22 protein-coding genes and 6 pseudogenes are annotated in these 25,799 nt (G+C 55.0%); 18 read left to right on the top strand and 10 right to left on the bottom strand.

The genetic code is table 11. The annotated features are described in order from the left end of the window. Positions 1-65: 65 nt before the first annotated feature. From ABJI08_RS07740 to ABJI08_RS07710, 7 genes and pseudogenes are all read left to right on the top strand, one after another. Positions 66-341: pseudogene (locus ABJI08_RS07740) on the top strand (sugar ABC transporter substrate-binding protein); the annotation flags it as partial. A 65-nt stretch (positions 342-406) separates the two neighbouring features. Continuing rightward, a pseudogene (locus tag ABJI08_RS07735) lies at positions 407-651 on the top strand (transposase); the annotation flags it as partial. Positions 652-879: 228 nt separating this feature from the next. Beyond that, the gene (locus tag ABJI08_RS07730) at positions 880-1,203 is read left to right on the top strand and encodes a transposase (protein WP_348401238.1); all 324 of its coding nucleotides are present in this window, start codon (positions 880-882) and stop codon (positions 1,201-1,203) included. A gap of 142 nt (positions 1,204-1,345) precedes the next feature. Then, positions 1,346-1,759, top strand: a complete 414-nt coding sequence (locus ABJI08_RS07725) for a hypothetical protein (protein WP_348401237.1) — start codon at positions 1,346-1,348, stop codon at positions 1,757-1,759. A 46-nt stretch (positions 1,760-1,805) separates the two neighbouring features. Beyond that, positions 1,806-2,237, top strand: coding sequence for a transposase (locus tag ABJI08_RS07720; RefSeq protein ID WP_348401323.1), 432 nt, complete (start codon positions 1,806-1,808; stop codon positions 2,235-2,237). Then, positions 2,238-3,127 (top strand): annotated as a pseudogene (locus tag ABJI08_RS07715) (IS3 family transposase); the annotation flags it as partial. A gap of 65 nt (positions 3,128-3,192) precedes the next feature. Continuing rightward, positions 3,193-3,437, top strand: a pseudogene (locus ABJI08_RS07710) (integrase core domain-containing protein); the annotation flags it as partial. A gap of 178 nt (positions 3,438-3,615) precedes the next feature. Here the strand turns inward: ABJI08_RS07710 and ABJI08_RS07705 are convergent. The 9 genes and pseudogenes from ABJI08_RS07705 to ABJI08_RS07665 form a co-directional block, all read right to left on the bottom strand. After that, positions 3,616-5,097 carry a mannitol dehydrogenase family protein gene (locus tag ABJI08_RS07705; RefSeq protein WP_348401236.1) on the bottom strand — a complete coding sequence of 494 codons (1,482 nt, stop codon included), beginning with the start codon at positions 5,095-5,097 and terminating at the stop codon, positions 3,616-3,618. Beyond that, positions 5,085-5,858, bottom strand: a complete 774-nt coding sequence (locus ABJI08_RS07700; RefSeq protein WP_348401322.1) for an L-iditol 2-dehydrogenase — start codon at positions 5,856-5,858, stop codon at positions 5,085-5,087. The genes ABJI08_RS07705 and ABJI08_RS07700 overlap by 13 nt, the downstream gene beginning before the upstream one ends. Further along, positions 5,855-6,859, bottom strand: coding sequence for an ABC transporter ATP-binding protein (locus ABJI08_RS07695; protein ID WP_348401235.1), 1,005 nt, complete (start codon positions 6,857-6,859; stop codon positions 5,855-5,857). The genes ABJI08_RS07700 and ABJI08_RS07695 overlap by 4 nt, the downstream gene beginning before the upstream one ends. Before the next feature lie 21 nt (positions 6,860-6,880). Beyond that, the gene (locus ABJI08_RS07690; RefSeq protein ID WP_348401234.1) at positions 6,881-7,714 is read right to left on the bottom strand and encodes a carbohydrate ABC transporter permease; all 834 of its coding nucleotides are present in this window, start codon (positions 7,712-7,714) and stop codon (positions 6,881-6,883) included. 11 nt (positions 7,715-7,725) lie between these two features. After that, a complete protein-coding gene (locus ABJI08_RS07685; protein WP_348401233.1) occupies positions 7,726-8,664 on the bottom strand; it encodes a sugar ABC transporter permease in 939 nt (312 codons plus the stop codon). 160 nt (positions 8,665-8,824) lie between these two features. Continuing rightward, on the bottom strand, positions 8,825-10,117 hold the full coding sequence (locus tag ABJI08_RS07680; protein ID WP_348401232.1) for a sugar ABC transporter substrate-binding protein: 1,293 nt from the start codon (positions 10,115-10,117) through the stop codon (positions 8,825-8,827). 115 nt (positions 10,118-10,232) lie between these two features. Continuing rightward, a complete protein-coding gene (locus ABJI08_RS07675; protein WP_348401231.1) occupies positions 10,233-11,264 on the bottom strand; it encodes a LacI family DNA-binding transcriptional regulator in 1,032 nt (343 codons plus the stop codon). 1,027 nt (positions 11,265-12,291) lie between these two features. Continuing rightward, positions 12,292-12,729 (bottom strand): annotated as a pseudogene (locus tag ABJI08_RS07670) (transposase); the annotation flags it as partial. A gap of 118 nt (positions 12,730-12,847) precedes the next feature. Further along, positions 12,848-13,003 carry a hypothetical protein gene (locus tag ABJI08_RS07665; RefSeq protein WP_348401230.1) on the bottom strand — a complete coding sequence of 52 codons (156 nt, stop codon included), beginning with the start codon at positions 13,001-13,003 and terminating at the stop codon, positions 12,848-12,850. 266 nt (positions 13,004-13,269) lie between these two features. Between ABJI08_RS07665 and ABJI08_RS07660 the strand changes: the two are divergent. From ABJI08_RS07660 to dctP, 7 genes and pseudogenes are all read left to right on the top strand, one after another. Further along, positions 13,270-13,488: pseudogene (locus ABJI08_RS07660) on the top strand (hypothetical protein); the annotation flags it as partial. 472 nt (positions 13,489-13,960) lie between these two features. Beyond that, positions 13,961-14,887, top strand: coding sequence for a carbohydrate kinase (locus ABJI08_RS07655; RefSeq protein ID WP_348401229.1), 927 nt, complete (start codon positions 13,961-13,963; stop codon positions 14,885-14,887). Between the two features lie 184 nt (positions 14,888-15,071). Beyond that, positions 15,072-16,280: an aminopeptidase P family protein gene (locus tag ABJI08_RS07650; protein ID WP_348401228.1), complete on the top strand. Its 1,209-nt coding sequence runs from the start codon at positions 15,072-15,074 to the stop codon at positions 16,278-16,280. Positions 16,281-16,591: 311 nt separating this feature from the next. After that, on the top strand, positions 16,592-17,362 hold the full coding sequence (locus tag ABJI08_RS07645; RefSeq protein WP_348401227.1) for a DeoR/GlpR family DNA-binding transcription regulator: 771 nt from the start codon (positions 16,592-16,594) through the stop codon (positions 17,360-17,362). 125 nt (positions 17,363-17,487) lie between these two features. After that, positions 17,488-18,069 carry a TRAP transporter small permease subunit gene (locus tag ABJI08_RS07640; protein ID WP_348401226.1) on the top strand — a complete coding sequence of 194 codons (582 nt, stop codon included), beginning with the start codon at positions 17,488-17,490 and terminating at the stop codon, positions 18,067-18,069. Then, positions 18,069-19,565, top strand: a complete 1,497-nt coding sequence (locus ABJI08_RS07635) for a TRAP transporter large permease (RefSeq protein ID WP_348401225.1) — start codon at positions 18,069-18,071, stop codon at positions 19,563-19,565. The genes ABJI08_RS07640 and ABJI08_RS07635 overlap by 1 nt, the downstream gene beginning before the upstream one ends. 29 nt (positions 19,566-19,594) lie before the next feature. Then, entirely contained in the window at positions 19,595-20,653 is a 1,059-nt protein-coding gene (gene dctP / locus ABJI08_RS07630; RefSeq protein ID WP_348401224.1) for a TRAP transporter substrate-binding protein DctP, read from the top strand. Between the two features lie 51 nt (positions 20,654-20,704). Here the strand turns inward: dctP and ABJI08_RS07625 are convergent, their stop codons facing one another. Next, positions 20,705-21,175, bottom strand: coding sequence for a tetratricopeptide repeat protein (locus tag ABJI08_RS07625; protein WP_348401223.1), 471 nt, complete (start codon positions 21,173-21,175; stop codon positions 20,705-20,707). Positions 21,176-21,250: 75 nt separating this feature from the next. On the opposite strand from ABJI08_RS07625, the gene ABJI08_RS07620 reads away from it, so the two are divergent. Genes ABJI08_RS07620 through ABJI08_RS07605 form a run of 4 tightly spaced genes read left to right on the top strand, consistent with a single transcriptional unit; the run spans position 21,251 to position 25,799 of the window. Then, complete coding sequence (locus ABJI08_RS07620) at positions 21,251-22,495, top strand: cytochrome c peroxidase (RefSeq protein WP_348401222.1); 1,245 nt, start codon at positions 21,251-21,253, stop codon at positions 22,493-22,495. Continuing rightward, on the top strand, positions 22,495-23,382 hold the full coding sequence (locus ABJI08_RS07615; RefSeq protein ID WP_348401221.1) for a PfkB family carbohydrate kinase: 888 nt from the start codon (positions 22,495-22,497) through the stop codon (positions 23,380-23,382). Before ABJI08_RS07620 ends, ABJI08_RS07615 begins: the two co-directional genes overlap by 1 nt. Further along, entirely contained in the window at positions 23,379-24,413 is a 1,035-nt protein-coding gene (locus ABJI08_RS07610; protein ID WP_348401220.1) for a tagatose 1,6-diphosphate aldolase, read from the top strand. The genes ABJI08_RS07615 and ABJI08_RS07610 overlap by 4 nt, the downstream gene beginning before the upstream one ends. After that, positions 24,414-25,799, top strand: a complete 1,386-nt coding sequence (locus tag ABJI08_RS07605) for a hypothetical protein (protein WP_348401219.1) — start codon at positions 24,414-24,416, stop codon at positions 25,797-25,799.

Here is a 25,799-nt window from a genome sequence, read left to right as displayed (position 1 = left end):
GTTGACGGCAAGCAAGGCTGGACGCTATCGTTATCTTGCAACATCCAAATACAGGGAGGTAACGGATGCTTATTAAGAACGCACTTCGTGCGGCAACAGCCATATCGGTTGTTATGGCCGGAACGGCTTATGCAGAAACACTCACTATTGCGACAGTGAACAACGGCGACATGGTCCGCATGCAGGGTCTGACTGACGATTTCACTGCAAAAACCGGTCACGACGTTGACTGGGTAGTTTTGGAAGAGAATGTGTTGCGCCAGCGCGTAACAACAGACATCTCGACCAAAGGTGGTGCTTTCGACATCATGACCATTGGTATGTATGAGACCCCAATCTGGGCTGGACCTGTCGCGGTTTGATGCCGCTCCTTTGATAGCATTTACTGCAACAAGGGAGACATACTATGGGACTGAAACGTATGGACGAATTCCGCCAAGATGCGGTGCGCATAGCGCTGATCTGACAAGCGGGCTAACGCGTAAGCAGGTGGCCGGTGACCTTGGCGTTGGGATGTCGACGCTGAACAAATGGGACGCGGCGCACAGAGACACAGACGTGGTGTCGAAGGAGGATTTAAGCCTCGCCCAAGAGAAGGATCAGCTTCGACGTGAGAACCGCATTCTCAAGGAGGAGAGGGAAGTGTTAAAAAACCGTTCCGGGCCGTTGCCCGCCTTTGCGCGGCATAAACAGCTTATGCTATGTTGGATGCGAAGGGCAGTTGCCGATGGCTTATTGGTGGTTCTGACCCTGTTAAAAAACGTGGCACATGGGCTGATGCGCACTTCAGAGTGGTGACGCTGCCATTGCGGTGATCCCGGTTAGGAAGATGACGAACTTGCATGGCCCACGCCGTTCGATCAAAGCGGAGGAGACGCCATGACAAAGCGTAAGACCGGCGGCCACCCGGATTCGAAGTTGGTCAATCCAACTGCGGCAGCCGTCGATATTTGCTCCACAATGCATATGGCAGCGGTGATCGCTGATGTCGCTGCGACAACTGTACGCGCGTTCGGGACATTTACCCAAGACCTGCATGATCTTGCCGACTGGTTCCAGTCTTGCGGTGTCACGACAGTAGCTATGGAATCGACAGGTGTTTACTGGATCCCGGCTTTTGATATTTTGGAAGCGCATGGATTTGAGGTCATCCTTGTGAACACCGGTATCCCAAAAATGAACCGGGGCGCAAAATCAATGTGAGCGATGCGAGTTGGCTACGACAGTTGCATTCCTATGGCCTGTTGCACGGAAGCTTCCGCCCTGAGGCAGAGATTGCCACCTTACGTGCGTACATGCGCCAACGCGAAGGCCTGACCGAGTATTCGGCTGCCACATTCAGCACATGCAGAAGGCACTGATGGAGATGAACTTGCAATTGCATCATGTTGTCTCCGACATTACTGGCGCTACAGGGATGAAGATCATCCGTGCCATCGTTGCAGGGGAACGTGACGCTGAAGTCTTGGCCACGTACCGCGATATCCGATGCAAAACCTCAGTCAAGACGATCAAGACCGCCCTGGTCGGCAACGACCGTGACGAACATGTTTTCACGCTGACACAGTCCCTTGAACTCTACGATTTTTACAAAGCCCAGATTGCGGCCGGCGACAGCAAGCTTGAAGCGGCGGTCAACACTTTGACAGTAAGGGGGACGGAAAGCAGGATCCCCTCCCCAAAGCGCGGATCAAGGGCAGGCAGCACAACGCTCCGGCATTTGATGTTCGAGCTGCTCTCTACGGCGTACTTGGGTTAGATTGACGCAAATCCATGGCATTGGTCCGTCACTGGCATTGAAGTTGATGGCCGAATACGGTACGAACCTGCGAGCATGGAAGAGCGCTAAGCACTTCACATCATGGCTTTGCCTCGCGCCGGGCAATAAAATCTCCGGAGGCAAGTTGTTGTCCTCAAAGACACGCCGATCTTCAAGCCGTGCCGCACCCCTTTTGCGATTGGCAGCCGTGACGATTGGCCGAAGTGGCACGGCCTTGGGTGCGTTCTATCGGCGCCTCTCAGCACGGATCGGTAAACAGAAAGCGGTGACGGCAACGGCCCGCAAGATCGCAGTCCTCTTCTACAACGCAATCCGCGAAGGCATGACCTATCAAGATCAAGGCGCAGCTGCATACGATGAACGACACAGACGGCGTGTTTTGAGCAATTTACAACGTCGGGCCAAATCGTTGGGATTTGCGTTGGAACCTGTCCCATCCGAAGTGGCTGATTCTTAGGAAGGCCACGGTGTTCTTCGCGAGCCAAAAGCCGTGAGGTTTAAGTTCATCGAGGAGCACCAATCTACGTTTTCCATTGGCCGGATGTGTCGTGTCATGAACGTCAGTTCTCGTAGCTTGCGAGCATTCCGCAGCCGTCCTGCCAGTCGCCGACAACGATCTGATTTGGTCACATTAGCGCATATCAAAGAACAGTAGCGTCTCAGCCTGGGCAGTTATGGTCTGCCTCGGATGACAGAAGAGTTGAAGGAGATCGGCCTGAACGTTGGTCACCGCCGTTTGGGGCGTTTGATGCGCCAGAACGGCATATCGGTCGTCAGAACGCGCAAACATAAGGCTACGACGGATAGCGGCCACAAGTTTAACATCGCGCTAAACCTTTTGGATCGGAACTTCACAGCGGATCAGCCAAATCAGAAGTGGGCTGGTGACATTACCTACATCTGGACGCGTGGAGGCTGGCTATATCTTGCCGACATTCTCGACCTGCATTCTCGGCGCGTGATCGGTTGGGCCGTCAGCAACCGCATGAAGCGCGACCTCGCGATCCGGGCGTTGAAGATGGCTATCGCTTTCCGGCAACCGCCCAAAGGCTGCATTCATCACACGGAACGTGGGTCACAATATTGTTCGCACGACTATCAGAAAATCTTACGCCAGCCCGATTCAACATATCGAGGTCTGGGAAGGGTAATTGTTATGACAACGCCGCTGTCGAAACGTTCTTCAAGACGATCAAGGCTGAACTGATCTGGCGCGAAACTTGGGAAACCCGCAGGCAAGCTGAGATGGCGATCTTTGAGTACATCAATGGGTTCTACAATCCGCGACGCCGCCACTCAGCACTGAGCTGGAAAAACCCTGTCGCCTTCGAAAGGAAGGTGGCTTAAACGAGCGCTTGGGCCGGCGCGAAGCCGTGTCAGATCCACAGTTCACCATCTGGGGCTGAATCGACGTGCTGACCGACGCAAATATCAAGATCACCATGGATGGGAAAGGCGCGTGGCGTGACAACCGCATAATAGAGCGGCTCTGGCGGTCTCTGAAGTATGAATGCGTCTATCTGCATGCCTTTAAAAGGGCTCAGAAGAGAAAGTGGGCATCGGAATATGGCTGACTTATTACGACGCCGAACGTTCGCACTCGACCCAAGGAATCTTGACCCCTGACGAAGCATATGCGAGCAAAAAGAACCAATGAGATTAGCAGCCTGGTGTGAAATCCTGATCCATCTTAACAAAGCTGCAAACTGGTCGAAAATGTTGGACCACCTATTACCACTTCAAAAGCGGGAGGCTCACCTCTATTGCCTATCAAATCGGAAATTTTGCGACACAGCCGTCGATAGTATTCAGCTAAAAGTAATTCAGAAGGACGCTTATACTCGCGAAGACACGATGTACTCAGACAAACAAGCTTCGCAACCTTGACTCCAGATTAACGGAAGCCATTTGCAAAATGCGTCTGAGAAAGATTGAGAATCGCACAGATCGCCATAGATCTTGCTCTGCTCCAGCCACGCAGCCGGTCGGGCCTTCGCATCTTGCGCAATTCTAGTCAAATCCTCCCAGATTGGATCGTTCGCTTCAATCACGCTGCCATTTTCTCGGTTGCCAGCACACATGCGTGCCCATAGTGCTTCCACAAGAGCAAGACCCTCCACGGAGCGCCCGGCTGAAAGCCGATCGCGCACAATAGGTAGGACAAAGCCCGTGTGACGCGCGGAACCGTCGAATGCTACCCGCTTTGTCGTATCGACAATCCGTGGGTTCGAGAACCGTTCTTCGATAAGGTTCACATAGTCTACTGATGTCTTGCCGGGGACTGAGGAGACCGTTGGTGCGATTTCGGTTCTTTGAACTTTGCCGAAGAAAGCCAAAATGCCGGGGTTTTCCATGCATTCGGCAATGGTTTCGATACCGAGGATCTCGCCTACATTGGCTATAATCTGGTGACCAGCATTGAGGATTCGGATCTTCATGGTCTCGTAAGCATGGACATCGTTCGAGAAGGTTGCGCCCACCCGATCCCATTCTGGGCGTCCGCTACAGAATTTGTCTTCGATGACCCATTGGCGGTAGGCTTCGTGGGTTACCACTGCGGCGTCTTTGATCCCGAAATTCGCAGCCAAGTCTAGTTCGTTTGGGCCAGTCGCTGGGGCGATGCAATCGACCATTGAGTTTGGGAAGGTTGCATTGGTGTCGATCCATTCAGCAAGTTCGGGATCAGACATCCGTGCAAGAGACACGACGGTCTGACGCATGATATCACCGTTGCCCTGCAGGTTGTCACAACTGAGGCCGGTAAACGGCAAATAACCAGCGTCGCGGCGCAGGCGCATGGCTGCAACGATCGCACCGAAAGCGGTACGGGGCGTATCCGGGTGGGCTGCGTCAAAGACCAGATCAGGATGAGCAACGTCAAAGCTTTTCTTGACGGGGTCAACGTAATAACCGCTTTCGGTAACGGTCATGGCGACTATGCGTATGGCCGGGTCTGTCATCTGGCGGATTAGTGGAGCGTTGCCTTCCTCAATGGGCAGGTAGTTGATCATCGACCCTACCACTTCGGCTGACACGTTCTTCGGATCAAGTTCGATCAGCGTGGTCAGGCAGTCTTGCACCAGCAGTTTTTCCCGCATCGCGGCGTCGTAGGGGCGCACGCCTGCGCCGATAATCGCCCAATCCTGTGCTTGGCCTGCCTGCATCAGGCGATGCAGGTACCATGCTTGATGGGCGCGGTGGAAATTTCCAACTCCGATATGCACGATACCGGGGGTGAGCAAAGCACGGTCGTAGCGGGGACGCTCGACGGTCAATTGCTCAAGTGTCGAGTTCGATAGAGAGATCAGCTCATCCATTGTCCACCATCCACATTGTAGGTTTGCGCAACGATGTAGTTCGCCGCGTCGCTTGCAAGAAAGACGGCCATGCCCGTCAGGTCATCCGGTGTGCCCATGCGCCCAAAGGGCACGGCGGCACCAACTTCTTGTTTCTTTTGGCCTGGCGCCTTGTCTTCATATTTGGCAAAGAACGCATCGACGCCGTCCCAATGTTCTCCGTCCACCACACCTGGTGAGATCGCATTGACGTTGATGCCGTGTTTGATCAGGTCCAACCCCGCAGATTGCGTGAGGCTGATCACCGCGGCCTTGGTCGCACAGTAAACCGCCACCAGTGGTTCGCCGCGCCGTCCAGCCTGAGAGGCCATATTGATGATTTTGCCACCCTGACCGCGTTCTATCATGTGACGAGCGACGGCCTGCATGGTAAAGAGGGTGCCTGAGACGTTGATGTCAAAAACGCGGTCAAAATCTGCGCGCTCGATCTCAACAACAGGTGCGGCGGTAAAGAGGGCTGCATTGTTGATCAGAATGTCGATGCCACCAAGGGCGCCAATTGCTGCGTTGATGGCAGCGTCGATGCTGGCCTGATCGGTAACATCCATCATCACGCCCAGCGCCATGTCACTAAGCTCGCCCGCGGTCTCAAGAGCGCGCGCCGCGTCGATATCCGCGATGACGACACGGGCGCCTTCACGGATATAAGCTTCCGCAAAGGCCCGCCCGATTCCTCGGGCGGCCCCTGTGATTAGGGCTGTTTTGCCAGCCAGCTGCATCAGTCGATCCTCAGACCTTTGTCATCGAATTTGTGAATCTGCGTGGCATCGGGTGTCAGATAAACGATGTCGCCGTGCTTGACGTCGATATCGCCTGCCGCGCGCACTGTCATCGGGTCACAGCCTTCAATCCCATGAATGTGGATGAAAGTGTCTGAACCTAGATGTTCCGCCACACCAACGGTGCCCTTCCACAAGCCGTCGGTTTTCGAAACTTCGACATGCTCGGGGCGGATGCCAATGGTTTCTGCGTCGTGCTTTTTGGCCTCAGTCCCTTCAATCAGGTTCATCTTCGGGCTGCCGATAAAGCCAGCCACAAATTTGTTGCAGGGGCGGTGATAAAGCTCCAGCGGACTGCCAACCTGCTCGATCACACCAGCTCGCAACACAACGATCTTGTTGGCCATAGTCATCGCTTCCACCTGATCGTGTGTCACGTAGATCATCGTGGTCTTCATGCGCTCGTGCATCTCGGTGATCTCAAGACGCATGCCAACCCGAAGGGCGGCATCAAGGTTCGACAATGGTTCGTCAAACAAAAAGGCTGATGGATCGCGCACAATGGCACGCCCAATGGCGACACGTTGGCGCTGGCCACCGGATAGTTGGCCCGGTTTGCGGTCCAAATAATCGGTCAAGTTCAGCGATTCAGCTGCGGCTTCAATGCGCTTGTTCTGCTCTTCTTCGCTCATACCCGCCATCCGCATTGGGAAGGCAATGTTCTTTCGCACGGTCATATGCGGGTAAAGCGCATAGGATTGAAACACCATAGCCAGCCCGCGTTTTGAAGGGGAGACCTCAGTGACATCTTCATTGTCGATGAGGACTTTGCCCGAGGTGGCGTCTTCCAACCCTGCAATGACACGCAACAACGTGGATTTACCACACCCAGAGGGGCCAACAAAAACGGCAAACTCACCGTCTTCGATAGTCAGGTCCAAGGGCGGGATCACCTGTGTGTCTCCAAAGCTCTTGGTTACTTTTTCAAGTACAATACGTCCCATGATCTTTTCCTATTTCCCGAGTTATTTGACCGCGCCAAAGGTGAGACCTTGGACCAGTTGTTTTTGACAGAACCAGCCCAATACGATGATCGGACCTACGGCAGCTGCGGAGACAGCGGAGAGGCGTCCAAAGAACAAGCCTTCCGGTGCGCGGTTGCCTTCGATGAGTTTAGAGAGCGTTGCCGCTTCTGTAGTGGTCAACCGAACGGTCCAATAGGCCTCGTTCCAGCAAAAGATGAAACACAGCAGCGCGGTTGAGACGATACCCCCCCATGCCAGTGGGATCAGGATTTCGCGAATCTCACCCCATGTATTCACACCGTCCATTTGACCTGCTTCGATGATGTCTTTCGGAATTTCCTTAAAGTAGGTGAAAAGCATCCAGATCACGATTGGTAGGTTGATTAGGCACAGGACCAAAATAACCATAAAATGCGTATCAAACAAACCGAGGCTTTTGGTGAGGAAGGTCATCGGATACAGTACTGCAGCGGCAGGCAACATCTTGGTCGAAAGCATCCACATCAGCACGTCTTTGGTCGCTCGCGTTGGATTGAATGCCATGGCATAGGCACTCGGAATGCCCACAGCGAGCGCAAATACGGTTGCGAACACGGAAGTGATGACCGAGTTGGCCGCAAAGCGCCAGTAGTCATAGTTCTCCGTCATGTTCGTGTAGTTTTCGAGCGTCGGAGTGAACCAGATCAGGTATTCAGGTTTCACGGCATCTGCGTCCGTCTTGAAGCTGGTCAGGACCAGCCAGAAAATGGGGAAGAAGAATATGAGCCCGACAGCCCAGGCCAGAATGGTCCGACCGGTTTTTCCGTATTTCGAGGATTGTGCAACGATAGCCATGTGATTTCCTCCTATTCCATCAATGTCTTGCCAACCGCGCGCAGCAAGAAGATCGCTACAATGTTGGCTAGGATTACTGCGAAGATGCCGGTGGCGCTGGCTGCACCAATGTTGTTATTGGCAAATTCACCGATCAAATAGGGCAAGTTCTTGTTACCGTTGCCCCGGCTTACAATTTCGATTTCGGCGTATAGCGACAGGTGGAAGATCGCCTGGATCATCACCACAATCGCGATGGGCCGTCCCAGATGCGGCAGTGTCAGGAAGCGGAACTGCGACCATGTGCTAGCCCCATCCAAAATTGCGGCTTCTTTCTGCTGCTGATCCTCTGACTGCAGAGACGTCATCAAGATCAGAACCGCGAAGGGTGTCCATTGCCAGGTTACCATCATGATCACGGCATAGGCGGATGTCTGCGTGGCACGGAACGAAATCGGATTGATTTCAGGCCATAAGTTGAAGAATCCTCCGATAAGGGGTGCGGTCCGAAGCCCGTCGATCATTTCGTTGAGTCCGGCCACCGCGATACCTTGCAGTCCCAGAACCGGGTCAAGGATCATGTTGATCCACAATACCGCGTTCACCGCAGGCATCACAAAGAACGGGGAAATCAGAAGAACCCGGACTATCCCTTGTCCCGGGAAGGACTTGTTAATCAGCACGGCGATCAAGACGCCTAGGATCACTGTCAGGAATAGAATGCTGCAAACAATGAGCAGGCTGTTCTGAATTGCGAAAAGGAAATCTTTGGACTTTAGAACAAACTCATAGTTACCAAAACCGCGCCAGTTGCTTAGCGCCGGTGATGTCCATTCGGGACGGCGCAGGCTGTTCAGCACGTATCGAATAAACGAAAAGTAGAGAGTCATCGACAACGGGACCAGCATCCAGATCAGTAGCAGTATAACTGCTGGTGATTGAAGCAGGCGTGGAAGCGTTCTGTTAGACATGACTTATAGCCCCCTTGCAAAGCAAAATGCTTGCAATGTTTTTAATCTTCTAGGAATGTTCGGGTTTTGCGGTGCTGGCAGGCTGGCTATTAACAACAGCCGCGATGTCAGCAAGGTTAGTGGGGTGGAAGGCCCAGACCGGCCGGGCCTTCCGAATGTTTTAGTAACCTGCTTCGGTCATGATTGCTTCAGCTGCTGCTTGCGAAGCCGCCAGAGCGTCGTCAACCGATTTGGCACCGGACAGAGCCGCAGCGATTTCTTGTGCGACGGCAGAACCCACTTCTGGGAATTCCGGGATCGCTGCGAACTGAACACCAACGTATGGCTTCAGGTCTGTCGCTTGAGGCGCGGCAGAGTCGATCGCTGCCATCTCGGCGGCGGCAAAGCCAGCTACAGCCTGGAACTCAGGCAGAGCGTATGTGGAGGCACGCTGACCAGTTGGGACTTTTGCCCAGCCGAAATCAGGGTGGTTACCAACGGCTTGGACGTACTCTTTCGAAGTTGCCCACTCGATGAACGCTTTTGCTTCGTCAGCGTTTTCGGTGCCCGCAGGTACGGCCATTGCCCATGCCCACAGCCAGTTTGCACCAACTGGGTTACCGGCGTTTGGCGACTGAGCGTATGCTACGCCGTCAACTGTCAGGAATGATGCCGCGATTGTGGCGTCAATCCACATGCCGCACTTGCCTTCGTTGTAGAGAGCAAGGATTTCGTTGAAGGAGTTACCTTCGGAGCCGGGAGGGCCGTAGTTGCCCAGCAGATCAACGTAGAAGTTGATAGCTGCTTTCCACTCGTCAGAGTTGATGGTTGGTTTGTAGTCTTTGTCGAACCAAGCACCACCGAAGGAGTTAACCATCGTTGTGACGAACGCCATGTTGTCACCCCAACCTGGCTTACCGCGCAAGCATGCACCGTAAACACCGTTGTCAGGGTCGTGCATCGCAGCCGCGGCTGCTTTCACGTTGTCCCAGCTGTCGTTGTCAGCAATGGATACGCCAGCTGCGTCGGTCAAGTCCTTGCGGTACATAACCATCGAGCTTTCGCCATAGAAAGGTGCCGCATACATGGTGCCTTCGTGGGACAGACCAGCACGGATTGCAGGCAAAATGTCGTCGGCGTCATAATCAGCGCCGAAGTTCAGCGGCTCGATCCAGCCAGCAGCGCCCCAGATAGGTGCTTCCTGCATACCGATGTTGATGACGTCGTACTGGCCACCACCGGTTGCTGTGTCGGACTGTACTTGCTCGCGCAGAACGCCTTCTTCCAGCGAAACCCATTTCAAAGCAACACCGGTTTCCTCGGTATACGCTTCTGCAACTTTCTGCATGTTAATCATGTGACCGTTGTTCACGATCGCGATTGTCAGCTCTTTCGTATGGCCGTCAGCGACTGCGCCGCCCGCCATGAAAAGCGAAACTGCCGTGGCAGCATAAAGTGCTTTCTTGATAGACATCCCAAATCTCCTCCTAGTTGGGTGATGTTGGTAGGTTACTCAAAATGATGACGCGTAGTCAATTAAAAATTGTCTCGCGTAAAGAAAAATCTATAATTCATTTAAATACAATATGTTAGGCTGAATTTCTCATAATTAGACGCCCTTCAAATGTAGTCTCTGTGCGTTCAGAGAGGCGTTCTTGATGCTCTAACAATTCAAAAAGTTCGCTAACGGCACGATTCGCGATCGACTCGTAGTCTTGCGCAATTGTCGTCAGCGATGGGCAGGTAAATCTGGAAAACGGGTGATCGTCATGGCCTGCAATCCGAAGGTCGCAGTTTTTGCCACGCCCAACGCGCAGGCCAAGACTATAGGCTGCCGATAGCAATCCAATTGCAAGGCGATCATTACTGCACAGAATTGTGTTGGTTGTAAAAGCATTGGAAGATAGCAGTCGCCCGCCTTCGATGCTGCCAATTTCTTCTATACTCCAGCCTTCGCCGTCAGCCTGAAAAACGCGTGGCCCAAGTCCTCGACGTTCCATGCTTTCAATATAGGCTTGGTGGCGCTTGTGGGCATTCGGGTTTGACGGGGACTTCATCTCGAAGAAGCAGGGCGCGTCGCCACTGCGGCACAAGTACTCCACCATGAGATCGATGCTCTGGAAATTGTTTGTTCCAAAAAAAGCCTGACCGATATCACTCATGTTGGCGTCAAACAGAACGAGAGGAAAATCTTGGTCGAACGCCTGAACCGCCTCTTTGTCTGACATCCGTCCGAACGGCGCGAGCAGGACGCCCGCTGGTTTGAGGGCTCTCAGAGAATGCAAGTTGTCCCGTTCCATTGCCGCACTGCCGTGCGAACTGAGCACAATGGGGCTATACCCCGCATCTATGCAAGCCAGCTCAATACGCCTTGCAATTTCTGTAAAAAACGGGTCGGCGAGATTTGGGACCACGACACCTATGTTCTTTGTCGTGCGTCTATTCTGGTTCATTGCGAACACGTTGGGCTGGTAGTCATGTTTTTTAAGCGCGGCTTCGATTTTCGCCCGCGTCGAACTGCGAACGCTCTCCGGGTCGTTGAAGTACTTGGACACTGTCGGACGGGAAATTCCGCTTATTGCAGCAAATTCTTCCATATTTCGAATCTTCGAGTGACCCATCTTGACTCCTGTTGACTATAAAAGTCTCGCGCGATAATATTTAACAAATGTAAGAGGGGGATCTGGAAAACGTCAAGAAGTAATCATGTTTCTATCCTGCACTCCTGACTGGATGTAAGATGTGCGAACACTTCGCGCCTATATTACGTTACAACCACATACACTCATTACGGGTCTGTTTCGATAATTTGCAGAAACACGCAGCTTTGTAGCCAAGTCCGTTTTGGGGACGCCAGCGATGGTGCGCAGTCTTTTCAATCGCCATCGGTTTCCGACAGCGGTAATCCAGTGCGCAGTACCTTGATCTTGCCGCCTTGGGCTGTCTTGTCGAGATGTATAGGAATTTCTGGCAGAGCGTAGCATCGATGTGGGCAAGTAGACTACTCACCATGCTGGATTGCCATTATTCGAGCATTTAGAGTGGACTAGTACGAACTCTCAGGACAATTTCTGGATTTCCCTGAATTGGGATGGAGGAAGTATTCATGACGACGAAGAACGCGACATTCACCGCAAACTGTCAAATAGGACCACTCAAGTGGAGCCGCTCAGCGAGTCAAACCTGCCTCATATCTTTAACCCTGACTACAAGTGCTTCACAGCAAGAACGACATGTGGCGATGCCCGCCTTGGGATGGCAGGTATGAAGGATTTTTCGAGTAATGGTGTGGTCGCGGACCAGGCGTGGATCAAAATGTCATCAGTGCAGTTGCTGTCTTTACGCGCGCACAGCTTCGTACATTTGCCGTTGCTGATATCGATTCCGCCAAAATTTGGTTAAATGAAGCATAGAGGCCCATATTTTCTCTAGGTGTTTGGTCCCATGGTTCGATGGTGCGATCTATTCTTTGGAACGGAAGGAAGCATTATGGGACAAGTTCGTCATGGGAACGCGACGACAAGCACGCCGTCAGAGCAGCAATACAGCGATCGCAAGCTACGAACGTGGCGCCAAGCCGGGAACTTGGGATCAATGTCAACACTGTTGCCAAGTGGCGTAAGCGCGAGACGCTAAAGCACCCCGCCTTTAACTTGAGACATATCCGGCGGCGTTGAAGTAGTTCCAGCACTCTTCGGGTGCGTACAGATCGCAAATCTCAGCGATTGCCGCGAACATTTCAGTGAAACTGCGTGCCCCAATGCGGCGCAGGCGAGACTTGAGTTTGGAGAAGGCCAATTCAATCGGGTTGAGGTCCGGGCTGTACGGCGGCAAGAATAGGAACCAGCACCCGGCTTCGCGCATGGCTTTGGCTGCCTCGGCGTTTTTGTGAGTGGCGAGGTTGTCGAGAATGACGACTGTTCCGGGGGTGAGTTCAGGCACCAGCACCTTTTCGACGTAGGCCGCGATTGCCGGGCCGTCCATCGCTCCTTTGATCATCCAAGGTGCGATCATGGCATCCGCCGTTAGCCCGGCAATGAAGGTTTGCGTACCCCAAGCCCCGAACGGCGCATCCATCACCAGCCGGTCGCCGCACGGTGCTCACCCCCGCTGTCGCGTCAGGTTCGTCTTCACCGAAGTTTCGTCAGTGAACACAAGTCGTTCTGGGGCTGCGCGCATCGGGGGCATGCGCCGCTGTTCCCAATCAGCGCGCCGTTTCCTTACCCGCGCACGCAGGCGTTCGGTGGCGACCAATGTCTTTTTTATACGTGTACCCAAGCTTACGGAGGAACTTGCCGATGGAATTGGGATGCGCCTGCTCACCGGTTGTCTCAAACAGAGCCGCGTCCAGCTCGGGCATCGTGATATCCGCATCCTAGTCAATGATCTCAGTAAGGAAGGCACGATGCGGATCGAGTTTCCCCTTGCCCGTTGGTCGGCCCTGGGGTGCAGCCCGCGCTTGACCAGTGCGACGAATCGCAAGCAACCATCGTGCCCCTGTCGAAGGCGAAAGCTTCAGGCGCAACGCCGCGGCCCGCCCGCTTAACCCTTCTTCAATATATCGCTGAAATCGCCCTCGAAGTTCATTCGGCAAAGGTGCTGACATGATCCGTCCTCCTGAAAAGGATGAATCACAATCTCAGCCTCAAGGGAATCCCCAATGATTCAGGTTTTGGGCGGGGCCCTTTAGAAGATCGCAAGACTGGGCCAACTGAACCCAGTTCCACGGTTTTGAGTGCGGGTGAGGAAGCGATGGTGGTGGCCTTCAGGCGTCATACGCTGCTTCCGCTCGATGATTGCCTATTTGCCTTGCAACCGTCGATCCCACATCTGACGCGCTCTGCCTCCTCCCGAAGCAAGTGGTTCTCATTCCGCAGTTCGGCGACCTCGCGCTCAAGATCGGACTGGGCGGCTGGCTTCCAAGGATTGCGCCGATTCTGCTGGATCCAACGTCTCAGTGTCGAGAAGCACCCTCACGGTAGATTGCTTCGCAATCGTCTGCCGGGCAATGGACGCCAAAATCCGCCGCCACCTGCATTCGCGGCAGGCCGCTGGTCAACGCTACTCGCACTGCTTCCGCGCGGAATTCTGGGGTTGGTTGCTGTGCCATGATATTTTTCCGTTGTGGCAAAATACCAAATCAAAGGCGCGAAACAATTCCGGGACAGGTCCAAAAACCCTTGGCATTTGAACGAATGGCCGCATAAATGAGTTGAGAGACCGGGTCTTGAACAGGACAATGTCACGCAGTTTGCGGATGCCTCGTGATACAAGTGAACCCGAATTGACAATTTAAGAACTGAGAAAGCGAATACTTATGATCCTATGCTGCGGTGAAGCCCTGATCGATATGATCCCGGCTGCAACAGATACCGGGCGCGACGGGTTCGTTCCCCATTCCGGCGGGGCCGTATTCAACACGGCCATCGCTTTGGGGCGCCTTGGCGTTCCGGCAGGTATGCTGACCGGGCTGTCCGAGGACACGTTTGGGCATCAGCTGACCGAGTCATTGCGCGCCAGTCACGTGAACACGTCGCTGGTGATCCGTTCGCAACGGCCCACAACGCTTGCGTTTGTGCATCTTCTGAACGGTCATGCGACTTACACGTTCTTTGACGAAAACTCGGCCGGGCGCATGCTGTCGGTAGAGGATCTGCCTGAGATCACTGACGAAGTGTCGACGTTGTATTTTGGTGGAATCAGTCTGGCTTGTGAGCCCGGCGCAGACACATATGCGGCGTTGTTGGAACGCGAGGGTGCGAACCGTGTGGTCATGATAGACCCAAATATCCGGCCAGGTTTTGTGAATGATCTGGGCCGCTATCGGGATCGGCTAGACCGCATGATCGCGCGCGCCGACATTGTCAAAGTGTCAGACGAAGACGTGAACTGGATCATCGCCGAGCCGCTTTCGTTGGACGAAAAGGTGGCCCTGATCCTTGAAAAGGGACCCGCGGTCGTCATTCTGACGCGTGGCAGCGAAGGATCTATGGCGTTTTTGCCCGGTGGCAGAAGCGTGTCCGCCCCGGCCAATATGGTCGAAGTTGTAGACACCGTTGGGGCCGGGGATACGTTCAATGCAGGTGTGTTAGCGCAATTGTTCAAAACCGGCGGCTTGTCCAAGTCGGGAATTCGGGAACTGTCACCCGAAGCCTTTCAGGAGGCTCTTGTGAATGGTGCCAAAGTGTCTTCGGTGACAGTGTCGCGCGCCGGGGCCAATCCGCCCTGGGCTGATGAAATCTGATTACCTGTGAAAAAATGGGTCAGGCGGCGGTCGTCGGTGCCTGACATCGACCTTTGACGTTGTTTTGCTGAAAGCCTGGCCCTATACCGATTGCAGCACCGGCGATGGCGTCGCCACATTCCACATTGGAATGCGCTACTTTCAACAGTCCTGAACGCCGGGACCTCTTTCACGGGAGGTCAAAATGACTGCACGTCCAGAATTCTATCGTTTTCACAATGGCGAAAAAGCGTCTCTGCAGTTTGCAGATGACGAATATGCGGCCCGAATTGCGGGTCTGCGCCAAATCCTTGCCGATACAGGCGTCGACGCTGCCGTTTTCACGTCGATGCACAATATCTCGTATTATTCGGGGTTTACCTATTGTTCCTTTGGTCGTCCCTACGGTTTGGTTGTGACGCCAACCGAGTGTGTGACAATTTCGGCCGGGATTGACGCGGGTCAGCCTTGGCGGCGCTGTTATGGCGATAACATCACCTATACCGACTGGCAGCGCGACAATTACTGGCGTGCGATTTTGTCGGTGACCGGGGCGAATAAGGTGATTGGGTTCGAAGGCGACCACCTGACCCTATTGCAGCAAAGCAAGCTGACCGGGTTTTTGACCCCATCGACGATGGTGGATCTGTACGAACCAACGATGCGCCAGCGGATGCACAAATCGGCTGCCGAAATCGTGCTGATCCGGGCAGGCGCGGCGGTGGCTGATGTGGGTGGATATGCCATTCGCGACGCGATCAAAGAAGGTGTGCGTGAGATTGACGTGGCTATGGCCGGTCGCGATGCGATGGAGCTTGAGATTGCCAAGCGGTTTCCAGAAGCCGAGTACCGGGATACGTGGGTTTGGTTTCAATCCGGTATCAATACCGATGGCGCACATAACCCGGTCACGGGGCGGCAGTTGCAGCGCGGAGATATTCTGTCCCTGAACACATTTCCAATGATTTCAGGTTATTACACCGCTTTGGAGCGCACTCTTTTTGTGGGCGAAGTGGACGAGGCCAGCCTTAAGCTGTGGCAGGCCAATGTCGGGGCGCATGAACTGGGCATTTCTCTTTTGAAACCCGGCGCGTCCTGTGCGGACATCACTCAGGAGATCAATGCCTTCTTTGCGGAACGGGATTTGTTGCAGTACCGGACGTTTGGATATGGCCATTCCTTTGGGGTGTTGTCGCATTATTATGGTCGCGAGGCCGGGTTGGAGCTGCGTGAAGATATCGAAACGGTGCTGGAGCCGGGCATGGTGATCTCGATGGAGCCGATGTTGACCGTTGGCGCCGACGCGGCTGGTGCGGGTGGATATCGTGAACATGATATTCTTGTCATCACCGAAGACGGGAATGACAACATCACGGGCTATCCATATGGACCGGAGTTCAACGTCGTCGGCTAACCGCTCTGTCGTGTTTCCGTCGAACTTTGAAACTCTGTAGGTGGAAATAAGCTGGCAGAGCGAAGAAAAACCGCTCTGCCGCAACCGAAACACGTGCGATCGGCTGTGGCGCGGTTCTGATCTGATTTAGCGAACAGGGGAGTCCTGTGCTTTCAATGGGATAGCAGGGCATCGCCGCGATATGTGAGCAGTGCTGTCATGCGCGCGGGTGGCCATTTCATATGAATGTTGGGCTAAAAACCCGCAAAATCCTTGTCCTTAGCTTTCGTTTGCCGTTAGATACGAAAGTGAATTTTGCAGGAACGAAAGCAATGAGGACGTCAAAGAACACGCAAACGCGCCATGCTTCGATCTTGAAACACCTGAAGCAAAACGGTCGCGCGACGGTGGACGAGTTCGCCGCGCTGCTGGCAACAACGCCACAAACGATCCGCAAAGACCTGAGCCAGCTGGCGACTGAGGGTCAGGTCATGCGGTTTCATGGCGGCGCGTCTCTTTTGGCAGGAACAGAATATACGCAGTTTTCCGTGCGACAGGAGATTGCGCGCGAAGAAAAAGAGATGATCGGGCGTGCAGTGGCTGACATGGTGCCAGACAATACCGCCGTCATGATCAACTCGGGCACCACCACGGCAGCTGTGGCGCGCCATTTGCAACATCACACCGGGTTGAGGATTGTCACGGATTCCGTGTCAGTTGCCAATGAAATAAGGGGTTTTCCGGGTGTTGAGGTTGTCGTGCCCGGAGGTGTGGTACGCGCGTCAGACGGGGCGATACTGGGCGAACAGGCGGTGGATTTCATACGCCAGTTCCGTACAGATATAGCGGTGATCGGCGCCGCAGCGCTTGGGCCGGACGGAGCGTTGCTGGATTACGACCTGCGCGAAGCGTCGGTCGCGCGGACCATAATAGACAATGCGCGCCACGTGATTCTTGCTGTGGACAGTTCCAAGTTCGACAGAATGGCGGCGGTTTGTATCGGTCATTTGTCACAGGTGCGCACTTTGGTGACAGACAGCCGATGCCCGGACGCCTTGCGTGCCTTGTGCAAAACGCATGGGGTAGGTCTGGTCGAGGCCTGAACGACCGCCGTGCTGTTTTTCTTGACAGGTTGCTTCGGATTGTGATCTTAATCGAAAATAACGAAATAAAAACGAACCGTCTTTGCGCAAGCTAATCTGGGACCTTCGGGGAGGAAGGTAATAGAATGGCAGTTTTGAATTTACTTGCATGGGTAAATACGTGGCTTCTGCGTGTCGGCAGGACCATTGGCTGGATGGCGTTGGCTTTGATGGTCATCGTGATTCTGACACAGGTCTTTTGTCGCTATGTATTGAACAGCGCCTTGCCCTGGCCCGATGAGGCCGCCCGTTTTCTGATGTTGTGGATGACCGGTCTGGTGGCGCCGTCGGCGTATCGCTGGGGTGGGTTTGTGTCGATTGATATGCTGGCGTCCGCGTTGCCAAAGGCCGTGGCCGCCGCGTTGACTATTGTGCTTTTGCTGATGTCGCTGGCGGTTTTGTTGGTGGCTGTCGAGCATGGTCACAAACACACGGTGGGATTTGGCGGAAATTTTGACAGCTCTTCCCTGAAAATTCCGGCCGATTGGATCGGGCTGGAATCGATCAAGGTAAAGCTGCGCTATATGTATGGGTCGCTGTACCTGTGTGTTCTGTTGCTAGTCTCGGTCAATGTCGAACTGTTGCTGCGTTCGGTGTTTATGTTGGTGTCGCCCAACGCGTCCTTGCCGGATGACGATGGGTCCGGATTTGAAATGGAGGCCGATTGATGCTTGCGCTGTTTCTGCCAGTTTTCCTCGTCTTCCTGATGATCGGGTTGCCGGTTGTTTTTGCCCTGTTGTTCGCGCCCGGATTGTTGTTGATGCTGAACGGGCAAGAGCGCGACATCGCGCTTTTGTACCGCAATGTTTACAATGGCATGGACAGTTTCCCGCTAATGGCATTGCCGTTCTTTGTCCTTGCGGGCGAACTGATGAACCGGGGTGGTATCACCACCCGTCTGGTTGAGTTCAGTCAGGCGCTGATGGGGCATATGCGGGGCGGGTTGGCCCATGTGAATATTCTGAGTTCGATCTTGTTTGCCGGGCTTTCCGGCTCGGCCGTGGCCGACACCTCTGCGTTGGGGTCCACGCTGATCCCGGCGATGGAAAAGAACGGTTATACGCGTACATTCGCGGCGGCTGTGACGGCGGCGAGTTCGGTGATCGGGCCGATCATTCCGCCCTCTGGGATCATGATTATCTATGCCTATGTGATGGGGGAAAGCGTTGCGGCGCTGTTCCTGGCCGGGATTGTTCCGGGCATCATGGTGGGCGTCGGTTTGATGTTGGTGGTGCGCCTGATGGCGGACAAATATGACCTGCCCAAAGCCGAACGGATTGTGCATACGGGGCAGACGATCACACGCTTGGAATCCTATGTCAGCTTTGTCCTGCTGCGCCTGAACTTTGCCGGTGTTCTGGCCGGGTTGTTCTTTGGCGTATCCGCGTTGTTGCGTCTGGCGGGTGTGCATATCACGGCCAACGGTTGGCTCGTGTTTCTGGTGTTCCTGCCGATTGCGCATTTGCTGCTGATGCGGCTGCGTACAAAGGTGCAGCCCGATTTCCGCATTATCTGCAAAAAGGCCGTGGCGCCGTTGCAGACGCCGATTATCATTCTGGGCGGTATTCTGGTAGGTGTGTTCACCCCAACAGAGGCCAGCGCGGTGGCGGTGGCTTATGCTTTGGTGGTGTCATTCTTTATTCTGCGGTCCATGAAGGTTGGCGATTTGCCAGCGGCGTTGTTGCGCGCAGCGCTGAGCTCGTCGACAGTGTTGTTGTTGGTGGGTGCAGCAGTGGCGTTCAAGACGGTTGTCAGCCTGTCGCATGCGCCTGAAACCATGGCGCATTTCATTCTGAACCTGTCCAATAACCCGTTGATATTGCTGTTCCTGATCAACATTCTGTTGTTCGTTGTTGGCATGTTTCTGGATGCGGGCCCGGCGATCATCATCCTTGGGCCGATTTTGGGACCGATCTTTGTGGATCTGGGCGTACACCCGGTTCATTTCGCTATCATCATGAGCGTGAACCTGACCGTTGGTTTGGCGACGCCGCCGATGGGATTGGTTCTGTTTGTGGCCAGCTCTGTGTCTGGCGAAAAAGTGGAAGCGATTTCACGTGCAATACTGCCCTTTTTGCTGGTCGAGGTGGCGGTGATATTCCTGATCACTTACGTGCCGGCAATTTGCATGACGATCCCTAGGCTAACGGGTTTCGTTCAATAAAAAACTGAAAGTTCACAAGGAGGAAGTGAATGATTAAATCGACCCTAAAGGTGCTGACAACAGCGGCGATGCTCGCCGGGTCAGCCATTGCGGCACAAGCCGCGGATTACACGATCCGTGCGACCGCAAACTCAAACGAAAACGACGAAGATTATGATGGTCTGGTTGTGTTCAAGAACTTCGTAGAAGCCGCGTCTAACGGGGCCATCGAAGTCGAATTGTTCATCGGGACCCAGCTTTGCGCCAAAGGTGCTGAGTGTTTGCAGGGCGTCGCAGATGGCACGATTGACGTGTACATTTCGACCTCGGGTGGTGCATCGGGCATCTTCCCATATGTGCAGGTTCTTGATCTGCCCTATCTGATGGCGAATGATCGGATTGCAGAAACTGTGCTTGCGGGTGATTTCACACGTAAGATGCGTGAAATGGCGCTGAATGACAGCGGTGGTGCGATCCGTTTGATGACGATTGGTAACACCGGCGGCTGGCGCAACTTTGCCAACACAAAACGTCGTGTGCAGTCACCCGCTGACATGGAAGGGTTGAAAATCCGGACCGTGGTTGCCGACCTGCCGCAAGAGCTGGTGCGTTCGTTGGGTGCATCGCCGACACCAATTCCATGGCCTGAGCTGTTCACCAGCTTTCAGACCGGTGTGGTTGAAGGTTCCAAAAACGGCATCACCGACATCATGGGCATGAAGTTCCCCGATGCGGGGCTGCAGTATGTGACGCTTGATGGGCACGCTTATATGGGTGCGCTGTGGTGGATGAACAACGCCAAGTTCATGGACATGCCAGAAGACATGCGCCGTGTTGTGGTTGACGGGTTCTCGGCACTTCAGCAGGCGACGTTTGCCTCGCCCAAGCGCAAGTCGATCCAGGCCTATGAGGACTTTGTTGCCGGTGGTGGTGATCTCTACGTGCCAACTCCGGACGAAAAAGCAGCCTTCAAAGAGGCCGCTGCGCCGGTTCATGACTGGTTCAAGGCCAACATCGATGGCGGCGAAGAAATCTTTGACGCGCTGGTTGGTGCGGTTGCCGAAGCAGAAGCAGACATTGACGCCGGGATGATGAAAGATCTGAACTGATCTTCATTCTCAACATTCAGGGGCCGCCAGCACGGTGGCCCCTCTACTGGCCTACCGGAACGGGTAGAGCCACACACGATAGTCGTCCACCAAAACATGAGCCTTTTCAATTTGTTCTTTGGTCATCTTCTTCACCACTTCCTCAAGGGAAATGGCAGCGTCCGGGTCGCCCCCGATGGCGGAAAGCGTGTACCACATGTAGGCTCTGACAAGGTCTGGAGCGGGCATGCCGCGTCCAACCTCGTAATACCATCCAATGCCAGATTGCGCCCCGGCATGTCCCTTGAGCGAGGCGCGCAGATACCATTCAAAGGCGCGGACATCGTCGCGCGCAACCCCCAGTCCCAGTGCGTACATGACACCGATCAGCTCTTCGGCTTCGGCATTGCCGGACCGCGCGGCTGGCAAAAGTTCCTGCATCGCGGCGGGGTAATCCTTGGCATCCATCAGGTCACGCGCGGTTTCAATCTCGGCCAGCGCGGGGGTCGAGGTCAGCAAGAACGCAAGGGCAAGGTGTTTCATATCGGCTCCGGTCTGGTTGTTTTTTTTGGCGCGCTTGCATGCGCGCCCGCGTATGGGAACCCGCTTCCGGCGCCAATGCAACCCTCTGATTTTGTGCAGTTCGATAGCGATCAGGCCAGGCTTGGCCAGTTGTTGTTCTTTGATCCGATCCTGTCAGGAAACCGCAATATCGCCTGTGCAACCTGTCATCATCCTGAACATGGGTCTGGCGACGGCCTGTCCTTGGGGATTGGCGAAGGCGGCACCGGGTTGGGTCCCGATCGATTGCCCGGTGAAGGGGATACACGGATCATCAAGCGTATTCCCAGAAATGCGCCCGCGCTGTGGAACCTTGGGGCGCGGGACGTCGACGTCATGTTTCATGATGGGCGCGTTTCTGTATCCGATATTTATGACAACGGTTTTGATACCCCGGCGCAGGAATGGTTGCCCGAGGGGCTGAATTCGATCCTCGCGGTGCAGGCATTGTTTCCGATGACCTCGCAATTTGAGATGGCCGGCAACCCTAAGGAAAATCAGGTGGCCGGGGCTGCCCATGATCGGATTGACGCGGTTTGGCCCATTCTGGCCAAGCGGGTGCGGGTGATCCCGGAATATGCCGAGATGTTTGAAGCGGCGTTTGATGATGTGAATGAACCGCTGGACATCACGATTACCCATGTCGCCAATGCGCTGGCCGCCTTTGAGGGGACAGAGTTTCAGAGCTATGACAGCCCGTTTGACGCCTATCTGGCCGGAGATCCGGCGGCGCTGGACAATACGCAGCAAGCCGGGATGGCGTTGTTTTATGGCAAGGCCAATTGCAGTGCATGTCATTCGGGGCCGTTGCTGACGGATCAGGATTTCCACGCGTTGATGTTGCCGCATTTTGGTCCGGGTAAAACGCGCCAGTGGGATCCGATAGTGCGGGATGTGGGGCGGATGGGTGCGTCTGACCGTCTTGAGGATGCGTATCGCTTTCGCACACCTTCGTTGAGAAATATCGCATTAACAGCGCCTTACGGGCATAATGGTGCTTATGCCACACTAGAGGGTATCGTCCGGCATCACCTGGACGCGCGCGCGGGATTTGAAGCGTGGCGTGCAGACATGGCGCAACTGCCAGACGTCCCATGGCTCGCGTCTGGTGACATGCTGCCCATGCAGGATTTGCGCGAACGGGCGCGGTTGGCGTCGCAACTGGATTTGCCGTCGCAGGATTTGAGTGACCCGGAAATCGCACAGATCGTGGCCTTTCTGAACGCCTTGACCGGCACAAAGTCAGTCATGGGCCGTCTCGGGCGTCCGGATGCAGTGCCCAGCGGGTTAGAGGTGCCATAATGAACAAAGTTCTGTGTGTTGGTGCGGCCGTTGTGGATTTTGTGTTCCATCTGGAGACGCTGCCGGACAAGGCCGAGAAATACGGTACAGAAAGTGCGGCGATTGTTGGTGGGGGGTGTGCCGCGAACTCTGCAGTTGCGGTTTCGCGGCTAGGCGGAGAGGCCATTTTAGGGGCGCGCCTAGGCGACGATCCAATTGGTGATCTGGTGATTGCCGGGTTGGCAGGGGACAATGTTGATACGTCCAATGTGACGCGCACGCCGGGCGCGCGCAGTTCGTATTCTTCGGTCTTTATTGATCAGCGTGGCGAACGTCAGATTGTAAACTTTCGCGGGCAGGGGCTTGTGTTGGACACAAGCTGGTTTGACAGCGTTCAAAACCTGGGGGCTGTTTTGACCGATACGCGCCGCGTTTCCGCGGCCAGGGATGCCTTGATGCTGGCGCAGCAGCGCGGCATTCCGGGCATTCTGGACGGTGAGGCGCCGGTTGATCCCAACCTTGTCGCGCTGGCCAGTCACGCCGCGTTTTCGTTGCAGGGTTTGCGCGATCTGGTGCCGGGCACCACGCCCCAAGAGGCGCTGACCAAGCTGCGGGCAGAGCATGGTTGTTGGGTCTGTGTGACCGACGGCGAAAACGGTGTCTGGTTTACCGATCAGGACAATATGCGGCACGTGCCAGCCTTTGAGGTCGACCCGGTCGATACGTTGGGGGCTGGCGATGTTTGGCACGGCGCGTTTGCGCTGGCGCTGTGTGAAGGCCAATCCGAATTGAATGCGATCCGTTTTGCCAATGCGGCGGCGGCACTGAAATGCACGAAATCAGGCGGTCGGGAGGGAGCACCTACCCGATCTGAGACAGAACAATTCCTTAAGGAGAAGACCACATGACCCTTACCCCTGGAAAACTTTGGGGACTACGCCGTATGGCAGATGCCAATGGCATCTTCAAAATGACGGCCGTGGATCAAAGACCCCCGATCAAGGGACCAATCGCCGCCCATCTGGGCGTTGATGCCGCCCCCTGGGAACAGGTCGCGCGGTTTAAGGGGTTGCTGGTGGAGACCCTGCAGGATCAAAGCACAGCGATGCTGTTGGACCCGCATTATGCCATTCCCTACAGCGTTGATGTGTTGTCTCCACAAAAGGGGCTTATCGTGACGCTGGAGGATTCGTTGTTTGAGGAGACCCCCGAAGGTCGTTTGTCGTCTGACATCGATGACTGGACCGTCGCCAAGATCAAGCGCATGGGCGGCGACGCGGTCAAAGTTCTGGCGTGGTACCGGCCCGATGCGGGGGATGCGGTAAATAAGGCTCAACAGGACTACGTCAAACGGATTGGCGAGGAATGCGCGCGCTATGACATTCCGTTCCTGTTTGAACTGCTGGTTTATCCGCTGGCGGCGGATGCGCATCAGACAAAAGAATATGTTGAGATGAAGGGCAAAAAAGCGGACGACGTTCTGGCGTCGGTCGAAGAATTTGCCAAGCCGGAATACGGCGTAGATGTTTTCAAGCTGGAAAGCCCGGTCAATGCTGCTGATGCAGATGGGTCCGCCGACGTTCAGGCGGTGTTTGACGAGATGGGCCGGATTGCAGGTCGCCCATGGGTGATGCTGAGCGCGGGGGCAGGCAAGCCGGAGTTCCGCAAGGTTTTGGAACACGCATTTTCTGCCGGGGCCTCGGGCTTTTTGGCGGGTCGGGCGATCTGGCTGGATGCGTTTCAGGCTTACCCGGATTGGGATGCCATTCGGGCGGGTCTTGAAGGTGGGGCTGCAGACTATATGGCCGATATTTCGGCGCTGGCGGATGCCAAAGCGGCCAATTGGTCAAAACACGCTTGTTTTGGCGCGGATGGTGCGAAATTTTCGCCCGGTGACGCGAGTTTCCGCAGTGGATATTCGGATTTTGGAGTGGCCTGAATGAAACTGGGAATTCTCCCACTGGGGCGTCCGACGTTTGACGTGCCTTACGCCGAAACCAAGTTGGCAGCGATGCTGACGGCCCTGGATGCGACCGGTCATGAGATTTGCGGGCCGCGGGATTTGCTGTTTGATGCAGATGCAACGCGGGCAGGGATTGCCACGTTGCAAGCTGCCGGGGTGGATCACGTGATGCTTTTGCAGGTCACGTTTACGGATGCGTCGATGACGGTGGCGGTGGCCAATGCGTTTGAGCAACCATTGTCGATTTGGGCCGTACCCGAGCCGCGCAATGGTGGCCGTCTGCGGTTGAATGCGTTTTGCGGTCTTAATCTGGCCAGTCATGCGTTGCGCCGCAATGGGCGTGATTTTGGCTGGTTGTATGCGGACCCGGGCGCGGATGTCGCATCTGATCTGGAGGACGTGCTAAGTGGTCAGCGTCAGGCCGGAAAGCTGGTCGCCAGTGATCGGCCGCCTGCGACCGAGGACGGAACCCGGATTGCAGACGCGATCCGCGGACGTCGGATTGCCCGGATTGGTGAACATCCAGAGGGGTTTGACACCTGTGCTTATGATGGCGACGCAATGCGGGCGCTTGCTGGGGTGACGGTCGATGCGCTGGCCTTGGAGGACTTGTTTTCCAGGGCGCGCGCGGTGCCGGACTTGACCGCAAAAGTGTTGCGCAACGAGGCGGATCAGGTTCTGGCCGGGTTGGACGAAGTTGATCAGCCGCAACTGGATCGGTCTTTGCGGCTTAAGGCTGGGTTGGACGCGTTGCGCGGGGCGGGGCAGTATGATGCCTTTGCCATTCGGTGTTGGCCCGAGACCTTTACTGAATATGGCGGGGCGGTTTGTGGCCCGGCGGGCATGTTGGGCGAGGCAAAAGTGCCGTGCGCATGCGAGGCGGATGTCTATGGTGCGTTGACCCAGTTGATCCTGATGGAAGCCGCGCAGGCGCCAGTGTTTTTGACCGATCTTGTGGATATGGACAGCGACGATGATACCGGCGTTGTCTGGCATTGTGGGCAGGCGCCCATGTCAATGCGTGATCCCAACGTGGCGGCCGAAGCGACGGTACACACCAATCGCCGTCAGCCGCTGTTATTTCAGTTTCCGCTGAAGCCGGGCACGGTCACGTTGATGCGGATCAGTCAGGCCGATAGGGTGCCGCATATGGTGTTGAGCACGGCAGAAATGCTGGAGCGGCCCATGGCCTTTACCGGCACATCCGGTGTGATGCAGTTTTCCAGCCCCGCCAGGACGGTTCTGGATCGCATGATCGCCAGCGGATTAGAGCATCATATGGCTTTGGCTTATGGAGATCATGTTGAAACGCTGAAAGGTGTGGCCGGGGCCATGAACCTTCCTGTTCTGGAGCTTTGCTGA

This window comes from Shimia sp. (assembly GCF_039969785.1).
In the GTDB taxonomy this organism is placed as follows: Bacteria; Pseudomonadota; Alphaproteobacteria; order Rhodobacterales; family Rhodobacteraceae; genus Shimia.
Note: the sequence above shows the minus strand (reverse complement) of the source record. Positions and strands in the feature narration are given on the sequence as shown.

Bases quoted from the DNA above. Each gene is read 5' to 3' on its own strand.
- ABJI08_RS07605 (WP_348401219.1), top strand. From the start codon at position 24,414: ATGAAACTGGGAATTCTCCCACTGGGGCGTCCGACGTTTGACGTGCCT.
- ABJI08_RS07705 (WP_348401236.1), bottom strand. From the start codon at position 5,097: ATGGATGAGCTGATCTCTCTATCGAACTCGACACTTGAGCAATTGACC.
- ABJI08_RS07720 (WP_348401323.1), top strand. From the start codon at position 1,806: ATGGCCGAATACGGTACGAACCTGCGAGCATGGAAGAGCGCTAAGCAC.
- ABJI08_RS07625 (WP_348401223.1), bottom strand. From the start codon at position 21,175: ATGAAACACCTTGCCCTTGCGTTCTTGCTGACCTCGACCCCCGCGCTG.
- ABJI08_RS07695 (WP_348401235.1), bottom strand. From the start codon at position 6,859: ATGGGACGTATTGTACTTGAAAAAGTAACCAAGAGCTTTGGAGACACA.
- dctP (WP_348401224.1), top strand. From the start codon at position 19,595: ATGATTAAATCGACCCTAAAGGTGCTGACAACAGCGGCGATGCTCGCC.
- ABJI08_RS07675 (WP_348401231.1), bottom strand. From the start codon at position 11,264: ATGGGTCACTCGAAGATTCGAAATATGGAAGAATTTGCTGCAATAAGC.
- ABJI08_RS07645 (WP_348401227.1), top strand. From the start codon at position 16,592: ATGAGGACGTCAAAGAACACGCAAACGCGCCATGCTTCGATCTTGAAA.
- ABJI08_RS07635 (WP_348401225.1), top strand. From the start codon at position 18,069: ATGCTTGCGCTGTTTCTGCCAGTTTTCCTCGTCTTCCTGATGATCGGG.
- ABJI08_RS07680 (WP_348401232.1), bottom strand. From the start codon at position 10,117: ATGTCTATCAAGAAAGCACTTTATGCTGCCACGGCAGTTTCGCTTTTC.
- ABJI08_RS07610 (WP_348401220.1), top strand. From the start codon at position 23,379: ATGACCCTTACCCCTGGAAAACTTTGGGGACTACGCCGTATGGCAGAT.
- ABJI08_RS07615 (WP_348401221.1), top strand. From the start codon at position 22,495: ATGAACAAAGTTCTGTGTGTTGGTGCGGCCGTTGTGGATTTTGTGTTC.
- ABJI08_RS07650 (WP_348401228.1), top strand. From the start codon at position 15,072: ATGACTGCACGTCCAGAATTCTATCGTTTTCACAATGGCGAAAAAGCG.
- ABJI08_RS07665 (WP_348401230.1), bottom strand. From the start codon at position 13,003: ATGCCCGAGCTGGACGCGGCTCTGTTTGAGACAACCGGTGAGCAGGCG.
- ABJI08_RS07655 (WP_348401229.1), top strand. From the start codon at position 13,961: ATGATCCTATGCTGCGGTGAAGCCCTGATCGATATGATCCCGGCTGCA.
- ABJI08_RS07685 (WP_348401233.1), bottom strand. From the start codon at position 8,664: ATGTCTAACAGAACGCTTCCACGCCTGCTTCAATCACCAGCAGTTATA.
- ABJI08_RS07640 (WP_348401226.1), top strand. From the start codon at position 17,488: ATGGCAGTTTTGAATTTACTTGCATGGGTAAATACGTGGCTTCTGCGT.
- ABJI08_RS07725 (WP_348401237.1), top strand. From the start codon at position 1,346: ATGCAGAAGGCACTGATGGAGATGAACTTGCAATTGCATCATGTTGTC.
- ABJI08_RS07730 (WP_348401238.1), top strand. From the start codon at position 880: ATGACAAAGCGTAAGACCGGCGGCCACCCGGATTCGAAGTTGGTCAAT.
- ABJI08_RS07690 (WP_348401234.1), bottom strand. From the start codon at position 7,714: ATGGCTATCGTTGCACAATCCTCGAAATACGGAAAAACCGGTCGGACC.
- ABJI08_RS07620 (WP_348401222.1), top strand. From the start codon at position 21,251: ATGCAACCCTCTGATTTTGTGCAGTTCGATAGCGATCAGGCCAGGCTT.